A 14,063-nucleotide genomic window follows, 5' to 3' on the forward strand; every position below is an offset into this window, starting at 1 on the left:
CCCGCCCGCACCGAACGCCGCCGGTACGGACGGCCCGCCCCGCCCCGCCCATGCGGCGGGCGGGGCGGCCTCAGGCCGTACCCGGTACCCCGTACCCCGTACCCCTGACGTGTCTATGACCCCCACCCCGCCCACGCCCGGCGCCCTCGGGTACCGCCGCCCCGCCGAATGGGACCGCCACGAGGCGACGTGGCTGACGTGGCCGCACTGCCAGGACACGTGGCCCGGTGTCGTGCTCGCCGAGGCCGTCGAGCCGGCCTACGTCGCCATGATCGACGCGCTCCGGCACGGCGAGGCGGTCAACGTGTGCGTGCTCTCGGACGACCACGCGGCAACCGTGGCCGACCGGCTCCGCGCGGGCGGGGTGGCGAGCGGCCACGGCACGCCGGTCCGCCTCCGCGTCGTGCCGACCGACGACGAGTGGGTCCGCGACTACGGCGCCCTCTTCGTGCGCGACGGGGCGGGGCGGCGGATTGCGACCGACTGGGTGTTCAACGCCTGGGGCGGCAAGTACGACCGGACCGAGCGGAACAACACCGTCCCCGCGGCGATGGCGGCCGCCTACGACGCCGAGCGCGTCGCCTTCCCTGTGGTGTTGGAGGGCGGGTCGGTCGAAGTCAACGGCGCGGGCCTCGCGCTCACGACCGAGAGCTGCCTGCTCAACCCGAACCGGAACCCGGGGCTCGGCAAGGCCGACATCGAGCGGCTCCTGTTCGACGGCCTGGGCGTGACCGAGACGGTCTGGCTGGGCGACGGGATCGCCGGCGACGACACGGACGGCCACGTCGACGACATGACGCGGTTCGTGGGCGAGCGGACCGTCGTGACGGCCGTCGAGCCGGACCCGGACGACGCCAACCACGAGCCGCTCGCCGAGAACCTCGCGCGCCTCAAGGCGTGGCGCGGGCGGGACGGGCGCGGCCTGGAAATCGTCGAGCTGCCCATGCCGCCGGCGCTCTTCCACACGCCCGAGAGCGGGGCGCCCGGGGGCGGGGCGGCCGAGCGGCTGCCGGCGAGCTACGCCAACTTCCTCGTGGCCAACGCGGCCACGCTCATGCCGTCGTTCGGCGTGCCCGAGGACGACCGGGCGGCGGCGGTCCTGGAGCGCGTCCTCGACCGGCCGGTCGCGCGCATCCCGGCGCGGGACCTCGTGTGGGGCCTGGGTGCGTGCCACTGCCTCAGCCAGGACGTGCCGGCGGGGCGGTAGGGGAGGGGCGTCCGGTGTCGCCCCGCCCCACGGCGCGGGCGGGGTGGCCACTGCCCGCAGATGCGGACACCACGCGTGGTGTCCCTACGAATCCGCCCCGCCAGCGTGCCCGCCCCGCCCACGGGCGACCGCCGGTCGCCCCATACGACAGCCACCCCGCCCGCGGCATGGGCGGGGTGGCGCATCTTGCGCCCGCTGCCCGCTGCCCGCTGCTTTCACCCGTCCGTCAACCGTTGGGCGGGGCGGCGGGATAGCTTGTCGGAAACGCTTCCGTCCCGCCCTCTAGCCCCGCCGTCCGATGCCCCAGTCCGTCATCCTCTCCGCCGCCCGCACGCCCGTCGGCTCGTTCGGCGGCGCGCTCTCGACCGTCTCGGCCCCCGACCTCGGTGCCGCCGCCATCACCGGCGCCCTGGAGCGGGGCGGGGTGGACAAGGACCAGGTCCAGGAGGTCATCCTGGGCAACGTGGTCACGGCCGGCGAGGGGCAGGCGCCCGCGCGGCAGGCGGCGCTCGGCGCCGGGCTCCCGCAGTCCGTCGCGTGCATGACCATCAACAAGGTGTGCGGGAGCGGGATGAAGGCGGTCATGCTGGCCGACCAGGCCATCCGCGCCGGTGACGCTGAGGTCGTCGTCGCGGGCGGCATGGAGAACATGAGCCAAGTCCCGTTCTACCTCCCCAAGGCCCGCTACGGCTACGGCTACGGCGACGGCAAGCTCGTCGACGGCCTGTTCCACGACGGCCTCCGCGACGCCTACGACGGCGTGGCGATGGGCGTCGCGGCCGACCAGTGCGGGGTGACCTGCAACGTCCCGCGCGACCGCCAGGACGCGTTCTCGGTCGAGAGCTACCGCCGCGCCCAGGCGTCGACGGAGAATGGGGCGTTCGCCCAGGAGATCGTGCCGGTGACCGTCAAGGGCCGCAAGGGCGACACGGTGGTCGACACGGACGAGGAGCCGGCGCGGACCAACTTCGACAAGATCCCGTCGCTCCGGCCCGTGTTCTCCGAGGAGGGCACGGTCACGGCCGCCAACGCGAGCACGATCAACGACGGCGCCGCCGCGCTCGTCGTCGCCTCGTCCGAGTGGGCCGAGGCGAACGGCGCCACCCCGCTCGCGCGCATCGTGGCGTCGGCCCAGCACAGCCAGGCGCCGATGGAGTTCACGACGGCGCCCATCGAGGCCGTCCGCAAGGTGCTCGACCGGGCCGGACTCACGATGGACGACATCGACCTGTTCGAGGTCAACGAGGCGTTCGCCGTCGTGGCGCTCGCGGCCCAGGACGCGCTCGACATCCCGGACGAGAAGCTCAACGTGCGGGGCGGGTCGGTCGCCGTCGGCCACCCCATCGGCGCGTCGGGCGCCCGCATCCTGACCACGCTCCTCCACGCCATGAAGGAGACCGACGCCAAGCGCGGCCTCGCCGCCATCTGCATCGGGGGCGGGGAGGCGACGGCGATGATCCTGGAGCGGGACTAGGGACTGGTGACCAGGGACTGGGGGAGCCCAGTCCGAGCACCCTTCCAGTCCCCAGTCCCTTGTAGTCCCAGTCCCCCCACACCATGAACCTCTCCGTTATCGGCGCCGGCACGATGGGCAACGGCATCGCCCACGTGTTCGCCCAGGCCGGCCACGACGTCACGCTCGTCGACCTCGACCACGACCGGCTGGGCGCCGCCCGCGCCACGATCGACAAGAACCTCGGGCGGATGGTCGCCAAGGAGCGGATCACGGCCGAGGACCAGGCCGCGACGCTCGACCGCCTGAAGGCCGAGACCGACCTCGTCAAGGGCGTGGCAAACGCCGACCTCGTGGTCGAGGCGGCGACGGAGAACGCCGAACTCAAGGCCCGCATCTTCGACCAGCTCGACGACGCCGCCCCGCCCACGGCGATCCTCGCCTCGAACACGTCGTCCATCTCGATCACCCAGATCGCCGCGGCGACCGACCGGCCGGAGCAAGTGATCGGGATGCACTTTTTCAATCCGGTCCCCGTCATGAAGCTCGTCGAGGTCGTGCGCGGGCTGGCGACGTCGGACGAGACGTACGAGACGGTGCAGACGCTGGCCGAGAGCCTGGGGAAGACGCCGGTCGAGGTCAACGACGCGGCCGGGTTCGTCTCGAACCGCGTGCTCATGCCGATGATCAACGAGGCCATCTTCTGCGTCCAGGAGGGCGTGGCGACGCCCGAGGCCGTGGACACCGTCATGAAGCTGGGCATGGCGCACCCGATGGGGCCGCTCACGCTGGCCGACTTTATCGGCCTCGACGTGTGCCTCTCCATCATGGAGGTCCTGCACCGCGAGCTGGGCGAGGACAAGTACCGGCCGTGCCCGCTGCTGCGCAAGATGGTGACGGCGGCTCGGCTCGGGCGGAAGTCGGGCCGCGGCTTCTACGACTACGCCGCGTGACGGCCACCCCGCTCCCGCTGGCGCTCGCCGTGGCCGGGGCCGTCGTCTACCACATCGCCCAGAAGTCGGTCCCGGACCGGGCGTCGCTGTTCGTCGTGGTCGGGCTGGCGTACGCCGTCGGCGCGGCCGTGTGCGCGGGCGTCGTGGTCTGGGGCGGGGCGGACGTGGCCGGCGGCGTGCGCGTGGCGTGGCGCCAGGCGGCGGGGATCGGGCTGGGCGCGCTCGGCGTCGAGGCGGGCTACCTCCTGGCCTACCGGGCGGGGTGGCCGATCTCGACGGCCTCGCTGGGCGTCAACGCGGCCGTCGCGGCGGTGCTCGTGGCGATCGGGCTGCTGGCCTTTGGCGAGGTGCTGACGGTGCGGCAGTGGGCCGGCGTGGCGGCGTGCGCGGTCGGCCTGGTGCTCCTCACGTCGCGCTAGCCGCCCCGCTCGCGCGGCCAGGGCGGACGCGGGGGTCAGTTCCGCCCCGCCCGGGCACACGGGCGGGGTGGAGCGCGTGCTCACGTTCCATTCTCTTGACCCCGCCCCGTCCATGCCCCACGTCGTCTTTATCACCGGCGCCTCCGCCGGGATCGGCGCCGCCTGCGCCCGCGCCTTCGCCGCCGCCGGCGACCGCGTCGTGCTCGCCGCCCGCTCCGAAGACCGCGTCGCCGCGCTCGCCGACGAGCTCAACGCGGCGCACGGCGACGACACCGCGCTCGCCGTCGCCCTCGACGTGACCGACGCCGAGGCCCACGCGCGCGTCGTCGCCGACCTCCCCGCCCCGTTCGACGCCGTCGACGTGGCGGTCCTCAACGCGGGGCTCGCCAAGGGGCTGCGGCCGGTGTGGGAGAACACCTCTAGGGAGGTCGACCAGATGGTGGACACGAACGTGAAGGGCGTCCTCAATGGGATCCGCGCGCTCGTGCCCGACATGCTCGCGCGCGGGCGGGGCCACGTCGTCACGATCGGCTCGACGGCCGGCCACGCCGTCTACGCGGGCGGGGTGGTCTACTGCGCGACCAAGCACGCGCTCCTCGCCATCAACGAGGGCCTCAAGGTGGACCTCCACGGGACGCCCCTCCGCGCGACGGCCGTCTCGCCGGGCTTGGTCGAGACCGACTTCTCGCTCGTCCGCTTCGACGGCGACGCCGAGCGGGCGGACGCGGTCTACGCCGACACGAACGCGCTCACGGCCGACGACGTGGCCGACGCCGTCGTCTACTGCGCGCACGCGCCGGAGCGTGTGAACGTGGCCGAGCTCCTCGTCACGCCGCGCGTGCAGTCGGGGTACACGATGACGGCGCGGGGGGAGGAGGCCGAGGGGCTGTAGGAGCCGCCCCGCCCGTCGCGGCCCGTCCCTCGTGCGCGCCGGGGGCGGGCGGTGTGCCCCAGACTGCGCCCGCCCCGCCCCACGTCTTGCGGGCAGGGCGGTGTGCCCGATGCGGACACCACGCGTGGTGTCCCTACGGATCCGCCCCGCCCGGGCGCCGCGGCCCGACGGCGTTGCATGCAACGCCGCTACGACGGCCGCCCCGCCCCCGGCGCGGGCAGGGTGGTGCATTTTGCCCCCGCTGCCCGCTAGCTGTCGAAGGCGTAGGCCATCAGGTCCGCGGGCGTCTCGAACGGCTGAGCGTCGGGAATTGTCACGGCCGAGATCGCGCGGAGCGTGGCCTCGGCGGGCGCGCCGACCGACTGGCGGAGGTCGGCTCGGAGCGCCTCGAAGAGCGCCTGGCCCGCCTCGGCCCCGGCCGCCGGCAGGAGCACGATGAGGCGCTTGCGGTCGTCGTCGGTCAGCAGGTGGGCCGCGTTGGGGAGCGAGCGGCCGACGGCCGCCGCCACGTCCGCAAAGTGGGCGGCCTCGGGCGCCGCGGGCTCCATCCGCACGGCGACGACGAGGAACGGGGCGTCGGCGCTCCGGGCCTGGAACGCATCGGCGAGGGCGCTGCGGAACGCGGCGTCGGGACTTTCGGGAGCCGGCTCGGGCGGGGCGGGAGCCACTGCGGGCGGGGCGGGGGCCGGCGGCGAGCTCTGACCGTCGCCGCTGGAGTCGGCGAGGTAGCCTTGCTCCAGGAGCGCGTCGGCAGGGTCGACTCCGGGCAGCCCGTCGCCGGCGTGGAGGAGGGCGGGGTCGACGGCGGGCGGGGCGATGACGGCGGCCGGGGGCGCGGGCGCGGCCTTGGCACCCGCCCCCTGAGGACTCACCGCCCCGCCCGAGCGGGCGCCGTCGGCCGGCGCGTCGAAGACGACTTCGGACAGGAACGGCGTCCCGACCCGCTCGTCGTCGGGCGGGGCGGCGTTGGGCGCTGGGTCGAGCGTGAGCTCCCCGTCCTCCCCGACCCGGACCACCCCGTCGGCCACGCGGCGCACGACGTCGAGGGCCTCGTCCGAGGCGCCGTCGGCCGGCGCCCCGAGCCCGACGACGAGCGTCGACCCCAGCGCGCGGAGGCTCGCGGCGAGGCCCGCAAACGCCTCCTCCAGGCGCTCGGCCGAGTCGAACTGGACGAGCGGCGTCGCGTCTTCGACGACGACGCGGGCCGGAGACTGGGAGCGGACGAGGCCGATCAGGCCGCGGTAGGCCGCTTCGAGGTCGTCCGACCCACGTTCGGCGAGCGCGGCGGCCGTTGGGATGCGGAGGGGGTGGAGGAGCCCCGAGCCGTGGGCCGCGGCGAGGTCGAACCCGACGCCCCGGCCGGTCTCGGCGAGCTCGTCCGGCGAGCGGGGCGATAGGAGGAGGCACGCGCCCCCCCCGTCGACGGTCGCCCGGGCGGCCTGGAGCGCGGACCGCCCCGCCCCGCCGGTGCCCACGAGGAGGTACGTGGCGCCGGCGTCGAACCCGCCCCACTGGCGGTCGACGGCAGGGAGGCCGGAGGGCGAAAGTGTGAGGACGGAGGACATGGGCAGGGGAGGGGTCCGCGTGACCGACGACAAACGCCGTACCGCCGGGCGGGGCGGGGTGGACCCGCGCCCGGGCGCGCGGGAGGTGGGGTGGGGCGGGAACCTTCGACCGATGCCGGGGCGACTTCGTAACGCGGCCGGCACAGCGCCGCCGTCCGTACGTTCACCGCCCCGCCCCCGACCCTTGCGACCGATGGACGCCGACCTCGTTTCGATCCAGGAAGCCCGCGACGCCGCGCAGGCCGCCGCCGCCGCCCAGAAGCAATTTAAGACCGCCACGCAGGACGACGTGGACCGCATCGTCGCGGCGTGCGTCGAGGCCGGCGCTGCCGAGGCGAAGCGGTTGGGCCAGCTGGCCCACGACGAGACCGGGTTCGGGAGGCCCGAGTCGAAAGAGCAGAAAAACTTGTTCGCCACGCGCACGCTGGCCGCCCAGATGGACGGGATGCGGACGGCCGGCATCGTCGGCAAGAGCGACGACGGCAACGTCTGGACCGTTGCCACGCCCATGGGCGTCGTCGCGGCGCTCGTGCCGTCGACGAACCCGACGGCGACGGCGTTCTACAAGGCACTCATCGCGCTCAAGGCCCGGTGCGGGATCGTCATGAGCCCGCATCCGCGCGCGGCACGCTGCACGGCCGAGGCGCTCGACGTGATCGCCCAGGCCGCGACCGACGCCGGCGCGCCCCCCCACCTCCTCGCCTGCCTCGGGCGGACCGACGCGGGCGTGACGATCGCGGGGACCGACGCGCTCCTCGAACACCCGGACGTCGACGTCATCCTGGCGACGGGCGGCGGGGCCATGGTGCGCGCGGCGTACTCGAAGGGGAAGCCGGCCTACGGCGTGGGCTCGGGCAACGTGCCGGTCTACGTCGACCGGAGCGCGAACGTCGAGAAGGCGGCGGCCGACGTCCTCACGGGCACCTCGTTCGACTGGGGCACGCTGTGTTCGACCGAGCGCTCGGTCGTCGCCGACAGCCCCGTCCGCTCGCGGATGCTCGACGCGCTCCGCGAGCGGGGCGGGCACGTGTGCTCGGACGAGGAGACCCGGAAGCTCCGGGCCATCATCAAGCCCGGCGGCCGGTTCAACACGGACCTCGTGGGCCAGAGCCCGCGCCGGATCGCCGAGATGGCCGGCTTCTCGGTCCCCGACGGCGCCCGAGCGCTCGTCGCCGAGGTCGACGCCGTGGGGCCGGACGAGCCGCTCTCGATGGAGACGCTCTCGCCCATCCTCTCGTTCTACGTCGCCGACGGCTGGGAGGCCGGGTGCGAGCGGTGCCTCGAAGTGCTCGAGTTCGGCGGCATCGGCCACACCCTCGCTCTCCACGCCACGAGCGACCGCGTGATCGAGCAGTTCGCGCTGAAAAAGCCGTCCATGCGCATCGTCGTCAACACGGTCGCCGCGCTGGGCTCGGTCGGCATGACGACCGACCTGTTCCCGGCCATGACGCTCGGGCCGGGCACGCTGGGCGGCTCGATCACGAGCGACAACGTGACGCCGCTCCACCTCGTCAACCTGAAGCGGGTCGCGTTCGAGACCGCCCCGCTCAACGACGACCACGGCGAGCCGCTCGCCGAGGGCGCCGCCCCGCCCCGCTCGGCCGCCCGTTCCGAGCGCGCCCGCTCGGAGCGCGCCCGCCCCGCCCGCGCCACCCCGCCCCGCCCCGAGCGCACGAACGGCGCGGCCGCGCACCCGTCCGGCGACGGTTCGTGGATGGACGAGATCGAGGCGCGGCTCGTCGCCCGCGCGGGCAACCAGGAGGTCGGCGCAGCCAACCGAAAGGTGGGCGCAGCCACCCGTCAGGATGGCGCAGCTACCCGCGCCGAGCGGGGCGGGGTGGGAGAGGGGCCGCCCCGCCCGGAGGAGCGGGGCGGGGCGGACGCGCTGCCGCTGCCGGAGGGCGAGATCGACGCGCTCGTCCGCCGCTTCCGGTCGTAGCGCGGGGCGGAGGCGCTGCTCGGCGTCCCCGTCCTCTCCTCCTCGACGCGCGGGCGGGGCGGGGCGGTCGGGCGGCGTAGCTTGGCCTCCCCCCGGACCGCCCCGCCGTGCGCCTTCGCCTCTTTGCCCTCGCCTGCCTCGTGCCCGCGCTCGCCGCGTGCGTCCCCTACGCCGTCGGGACGACGCCGGCGACGACGCCGGCCCGCGAGGTCCGCCCCAGCGTCGTGTTCCAGATCGCGTCCGAGGACCGCTCGCTCGACGAGGACGACCGGCCGGGCGGCGCGCAGCTCATGATCGGCAACGGCGCGCGCCTCGGGCTCGACGACCGCTCCGACGTGGGCTTCCAGATCCTCGGCCTGGGCAGCATCGTGGCGACGTACCAGCGCCAGTTTCTGGGAGCGCCCGGCGCCGACCGCGGGGCGGCCTTCATCGTCGGCGGCGGCGTCGTCGGGACGAGCCACCTCCACATCGAGGGCACGGTCGTCGCCTCGCCGGGGCCGCTGTCGTTCGCCCGCCGCGTGACGCCGTACTTCGGCGCCCGCGTGCAGGACCTCACGCCGTTCTCGGGCGACGCGCTCAACACGCAGCCGGCGGTCGGCGGCTTTTTCGGCGCCCGGCTCGGGTGGCCCGACCTCGCGGTCAGCCCCGAAGTCGGCGTGTTCTACAGCCCCACCCCGCTCCGGGGAACGGAGAACGTCGTTGTCGTGCCGTCGGTGACGCTCCGCGGTGCGCGGCTGGCGAAGGCGCTCGGACTGTAGCGGCGGGGCGGTCGCGGACCGGCGAGGCCACCCCGCCCGCACGCGGTCCGGGCGGGGCGGCGCACCGTTCGGCGGACGCCGCCCGTTGCTCTGCTTCCCCGAGTGCCCTCTCTCCGGCTCTACCGCCATGCGCCCGCTCTCCGTCTGCGTCGCCGTTCTTCTCTTCGCCCTGGTCGGGTGCGCCGACGGCCGGGTGCCCGCCGAGCCCGGCGCGGCCGAGTCCGACGCCGTGCTCACCGGCGAGGTGTTCTACCTCCCCCGCATCGCGCTGCCGCCCGACGCCGTCGTCCACGTCCGCCTGGACGACGCGGGCGCCGCCGAGATGCTCGCCGAAGAGACGATCGCGGTCGAGGGGCGGTCGGTTCCGGTTTCGTTCACGCTCCGCTACGACCCCGCCCGCATCGACTCCAGCCGCCGCTACGTCGTCCACGCCGAGATCCGCGACGGCAGCGGCGCGCTCCAGTGGGTGACGGACCCCGACGTGCCCGCCCTCACGCAGGGGGCGTCGGCGGACGGGCTCAAGGTGCGCGTGGTGCAGGCGGGGGCCGCCGACTCCTCGGCGGTCGCCAGCGCGCTCGTCGGCCCGACGTGGCGGCTCGTGCAGATCGAGGCGCACGATGGCGGGGCGGTGGCGCCCGGCGCCGACGAGACGCTCACGCTCACGCTCGGGGCGGACGGTCGCTTCAACGGCCGCGCCGACTGCAACGCCTACTCCGGCCGCTACGAGGCCGAAGACGGCGGCCGCATCGGCTTCGAGCAGACGGCCGCCACGCTCGCCGCGTGCCCGGGGCCGTCGCTGAGCGGCCGCTTCCTGGCCACGCTGGGCCAGACGGAGCGCTACGCCGTCGACGGCGACCGCCTCCGCCTCCGCACGGGTGACAGCGCGGCCCTCGTGTTCGAGCGGGGCGAGTAGCCCGCCCCGCCCGGCCGCCCCGCCCGCGGTCCCGTACGACGCGTGGGCGGGGCGGCGTCTGCCCCTGCGTTCTGCGGGCGGGGCGGCTCCCTCCCAGACCGCCCCGCCCGCAGTGCGCCGCGGTGCCACGCCGTTGCATGCAACGGCGCTACGCAGGCCGCCCCGCCCCTGGCTGCGGGCGGGGCGGGCATCTTCCGCCCGCCGCCGCTCCGTACGTTCGGTCACCCCGCCCCGCCCCGGCATGACCCCGCTCGACCGCCTCCGCGAGACCCTTCGCCACCGCATCCTCGTCCTCGACGGCGCGATGGGGACGATGGTCCAGGCGCGCGGGATCACCGAGGACGACGTCCGCGGCGAGCGCTTTGCCGACTGGCCCGAGTCGCTGGCCGGCGCCAACGACCTGCTCGTCCTCACGCAGCCCGACGTGGTCCGCGAGATCCACGCGGCGTACTTGGCGGCCGGCGCCGACGTCGTGACCACGAACACGTTCAACGCGCAGGCCGTCTCGCTGGCCGACTACGGCCTGGGCGGCCTCGCGCACGAGCTGAACCAAGCGGCGGCGCGGCTGGCGCGCGAGGCGTGCGACGCGGCCGCCGTCGACGGCCGCCCCCGGTTCGTCGCCGGCTCGATTGGGCCGATGAACCGGACGCTCTCGCTCTCGCCCGACGTCGAGGACCCGGGCTCGCGCGCCGTCACCTTCGACGAGGTCCGCGCGGCCTACGCGACCCAGATCGCCGGGCTCGTCGAGGGCGGGGCGGACGTGCTCCTCGTCGAGACCATCTTCGACACGCTCAACGCCAAGGCCTGCGTCGTGGCGCTCCGCGAGCACCGGCGCGCGCACGGCTCGCTCCCGCCGGTCATGCTCTCGGGGACCGTCGTGGACCAGTCGGGGCGGACGCTCGTGGGCCAGACGGTCGAGGCGTTCTACCACTCGCTCGCGCACGCGCCGGAGCTGCTGTCGGTCGGCCTCAACTGCGCCCTCGGGAGCGCCCAGATGCGGCCGTTTATCGAGGAGCTGAGCGGGGTGGCGCCCGTGTTCACGAGCCTCTACCCCAACGCCGGGCTCCCGAACGAGCTCGGCGGCTACGACGAGGGGCCGGCGTTCATGGCCGAGCAGGCGCGGGCCTACGCCCAGGACGGCCTGCTCAACCTCGTCGGCGGCTGCTGCGGGACCACGCCCGAGCACATCCGCGCCATCGCTGACGCCGTGGGCGGGGCGGCCCCGCGCGTGCCCGCCGCCCCGCCCCGCACGTTCCGCGCGGCCGGGCTGGAGACGCTCACGGTCCGCCCCGACACCAACTTCGTCAACGTCGGCGAGCGGACGAACGTGACGGGCTCGCGCCGCTTCGCGCGCCTGATCCTGGAGGGTGACTATGACGAGGCGCTCGCGGTCGCGCGGCAGCAGGTCGAGGCGGGGGCGCAGATGATCGACGTGAACCTGGACGAGGGGATGCTGGACGGCGAGGCGGCGATGGAGCGGTTCCTGCTCCTCGCCATGTCCGAGCCCGAGATCGCCCGCGTGCCCGTCGTCGTCGACTCGTCGAAGTGGGCGGTCATCGAGGCCGGGCTGAAGTGCGTGCCGGGCAAGCCGGTCGTCAACTCGATCTCGCTCAAGGAGGGCGAGGACGCCTTCCGCGAGCAGGCCGAGCGCGCCCGCGACTACGGCGCCGCCGTCATCGTGATGGCGTTCGACGAGGACGGCCAGGCCGATACGGTCGAGCGCCGGATCGCCGTCTGCGAGCGGGCCTACCGCATCCTGGTCGACGAGGTCGGCGTGCCGGCCGAGGACGTCGTGTTCGACCCCAACGTGTTCGCCGTGGCGACGGGCCTGGAGGAGCACCGCCGCTACGCCATCGACTTTCTCGAAACGACGCGGTGGATCAAGGAGCACCTGCCCCACGCCCGCGTCTCGGGCGGGGTGTCGAACCTGTCGTTCTCGTTCCGCGGCAACGACGTGGTCCGCGAGGCCATGCACTCGGCGTTCCTCTACCACGCCGTCCGCGCCGGCATGGACATGGGGATCGTGAACGCGGGGCAGCTCGCGGTCTACGACGACATCGAGCCCGAGTTGAAGGAGGCCGTCGAGGACGTCCTGTTCGACCGCCGCGACGACGCGACCGAGCGCCTGGTCGACCTCGCCGAGACGCTGCGCGGCACGAGCCCAGAGCGCGAGGCCGCCGCCGAGGCGTGGCGCGACGCGCCCGTCGAGGAGCGCCTGGCCCACGCGCTCGTCAAGGGCATCACGGACTACGTCGACGCCGACACGGAGGAGGCGCGCCAGGCCTACGACCGCCCGCTCGACGTGATCGAGGGGCCGCTCATGGACGGCATGAACCGCGTGGGCGACCTGTTCGGGGCGGGGAAGATGTTCCTCCCGCAAGTGGTCAAGTCGGCCCGCGTGATGAAGCGGGCCGTCGCCGTGCTCACGCCCTACATCGAGGCCGAGCAGGTCGAGGCGACGGCCAAAACGCGCGTGCTCATGGCGACGGTCAAGGGCGACGTCCACGACATCGGCAAAAACATCGTGGGCGTGGTCCTGGGCTGCAACGGGTACGAGGTGATCGACCTGGGCGTCATGGTCCCGTCGGCGCAGATCGTCGAGGCCGCCCGCGAGCACGCCGTCGACGTGGTCGGGCTGAGCGGCCTCATCACGCCCAGCCTGGACGAGATGGTGGCCGTCGCGCGAGAGATGGAGCGGGCGGGCCTGAGGCTCCCGCTCCTCATCGGCGGCGCGACGACGTCGAAGGTCCACACGGCCGTCAAGGTGGCGCCGCAGTACGGCGGCCCGACGGTCCACGTCCTCGACGCCTCGAAAAGCGTCCCCGCCGTCTCGGCGCTGACCTCGGACGACGGGCGGGGCGGCTTCCTGGCCCAGGTCGCCGCCGACTACGAGACGACGCGCGAGCGCTACGCGGCCCGCCAGCGGTCGCAGGCGCTGCTGCCCCTGGAGGACGCCCGCGCGAACGCCTTCGAGACCGACTGGCAAGCCGTCGACCGCCCCGCCCCCGCCCGCCTCGGCGTCTTTTCCGTTGCGCCGACGGTCGACGAGCTGCGCGAGTGGATCGACTGGGGGCCGTTCTTTATCGCGTGGGAGATGCGCGGCGCGTCCTACCCGGCCATCCTCGAGGACCCGGACAAAGGCGAGGCGGCGCGGACGCTGTTCGAGGAGGCGAACGACCTCCTGGACGAGATCGAGCGGGGCGGCCTCTTCACGCCGCGCGGCGTTTTTGGGTTGTTCCCCGCCCACGCCGACGGCGACGACATCGTGCTCCACCCCGCCCCGCCCGACGCGGGCGGGGCGGTGGGCGAGGGCGGGGCGGTCGTGCTCCACACCCTGAGGCAGCAAACCCAAAAAACGCCGGGCAAGCCCAACCGCGCGCTCGCCGACTTCGTGGCGCCGGCCGACGCGGGCGGGGCGGGCGACCACGCCGGCGCGTTCGTGGTCGCCATCCACGGCGCCGAGGCGCTGGCCGACGCCGCCCGCGCCGACGGCGACGACTACCGCGCGATCCTCGCGCAGTCGCTCGCCGACCGGCTCGCCGAAGCGTTCGCCGAGTGGCTCCACGCCTGGGTCCGCCGCGAGGCCTGGGGCTACGCGCCGGGCGAGCGCCTGGACCACGACGACTTCGTCCGCGAGCGGTACCGCGGCATCCGCCCCGCCCCCGGCTACCCGGCGCAGCCGGACCACACGGAGAAGGTGACGATTTTCGACCTGCTGGACGCCCGCGAGCGGACCGGCGCCGACCTCACCGAGCACCTCGCCATGACGCCGCCGGCCGCCGTCTGCGGCGTCTACCTCGCGCACCCCGACGCGTCTTACTTCAACCTCGGCCCCGTCGGGCGCGACCAGGTCGCGGACTACGCGGCGCGCAAGGCGGTGCCGGTCGACGAGGTCGAGCGGTGGCTCGGGCCGGTGCTGGCTTACGACCCCGAACCGGCCGCCGCCGCGGCCTGAGGGCGGGGC

The 14,063-nt window shown here is 74.6% G+C and carries 10 protein-coding genes; 9 read left to right on the forward strand and 1 reads right to left on the reverse strand.

The features are described from left to right. Positions 1–115: 115 nt before the first annotated feature. From RQM47_RS08080 to RQM47_RS08100, 5 genes are all read left to right on the forward strand, one after another. Complete coding sequence (locus tag RQM47_RS08080; protein WP_314009435.1) at positions 116–1,207, forward strand: agmatine deiminase family protein; 1,092 nt, start codon at positions 116–118, stop codon at positions 1,205–1,207. 298 nt (positions 1,208–1,505) lie between these two features. Beyond that, positions 1,506–2,681: a thiolase family protein gene (locus RQM47_RS08085; protein ID WP_314008393.1), complete on the forward strand. Its 1,176-nt coding sequence runs from the start codon at positions 1,506–1,508 to the stop codon at positions 2,679–2,681. An 83-nt stretch (positions 2,682–2,764) separates the two neighbouring features. Next, positions 2,765–3,613 carry a 3-hydroxybutyryl-CoA dehydrogenase gene (locus tag RQM47_RS08090; protein WP_314008396.1) on the forward strand — a complete coding sequence of 283 codons (849 nt, stop codon included), beginning with the start codon at positions 2,765–2,767 and terminating at the stop codon, positions 3,611–3,613. Further along, complete coding sequence (locus RQM47_RS08095) at positions 3,610–4,032, forward strand: hypothetical protein (RefSeq protein WP_311662292.1); 423 nt, start codon at positions 3,610–3,612, stop codon at positions 4,030–4,032. Before RQM47_RS08090 ends, RQM47_RS08095 begins: the two co-directional genes overlap by 4 nt. 112 nt (positions 4,033–4,144) lie before the next feature. After that, entirely contained in the window at positions 4,145–4,924 is a 780-nt protein-coding gene (locus tag RQM47_RS08100; protein ID WP_311662293.1) for an SDR family NAD(P)-dependent oxidoreductase, read from the forward strand. Positions 4,925–5,172: 248 nt separating this feature from the next. Here RQM47_RS08100 and RQM47_RS08105 read toward each other — a convergent pair whose 3' ends face one another. Next, a complete protein-coding gene (locus RQM47_RS08105; protein ID WP_311662294.1) occupies positions 5,173–6,489 on the reverse strand; it encodes an ATPase domain-containing protein in 1,317 nt (438 codons plus the stop codon). A gap of 193 nt (positions 6,490–6,682) precedes the next feature. Between RQM47_RS08105 and RQM47_RS08110 the strand changes: the two genes are divergently transcribed. The 4 genes from RQM47_RS08110 (at position 6,683) to metH (ending at position 14,054) form a co-directional block, all read left to right on the forward strand. Then, positions 6,683–8,428, forward strand: a complete 1,746-nt coding sequence (locus RQM47_RS08110) for an aldehyde dehydrogenase family protein (RefSeq protein WP_311662295.1) — start codon at positions 6,683–6,685, stop codon at positions 8,426–8,428. A gap of 107 nt (positions 8,429–8,535) precedes the next feature. Then, positions 8,536–9,186, forward strand: coding sequence for a hypothetical protein (locus tag RQM47_RS08115; protein ID WP_311662296.1), 651 nt, complete (start codon positions 8,536–8,538; stop codon positions 9,184–9,186). A 127-nt stretch (positions 9,187–9,313) separates the two neighbouring features. Beyond that, complete coding sequence (locus RQM47_RS08120) at positions 9,314–10,099, forward strand: YbaY family lipoprotein (RefSeq protein WP_311662297.1); 786 nt, start codon at positions 9,314–9,316, stop codon at positions 10,097–10,099. 241 nt (positions 10,100–10,340) lie between these two features. Beyond that, the gene (metH, locus tag RQM47_RS08125; RefSeq protein WP_314008400.1) at positions 10,341–14,054 is read left to right on the forward strand and encodes a methionine synthase; all 3,714 of its coding nucleotides are present in this window, start codon (positions 10,341–10,343) and stop codon (positions 14,052–14,054) included. Positions 14,055–14,063: the final 9 nt, after the last annotated feature.

Origin of the sequence: Rubrivirga sp. S365, assembly GCF_032248475.1 — a bacterium.
GTDB classification, from domain to species: Bacteria; Bacteroidota; Rhodothermia; order Rhodothermales; family Rubricoccaceae; genus Rubrivirga; species Rubrivirga litoralis.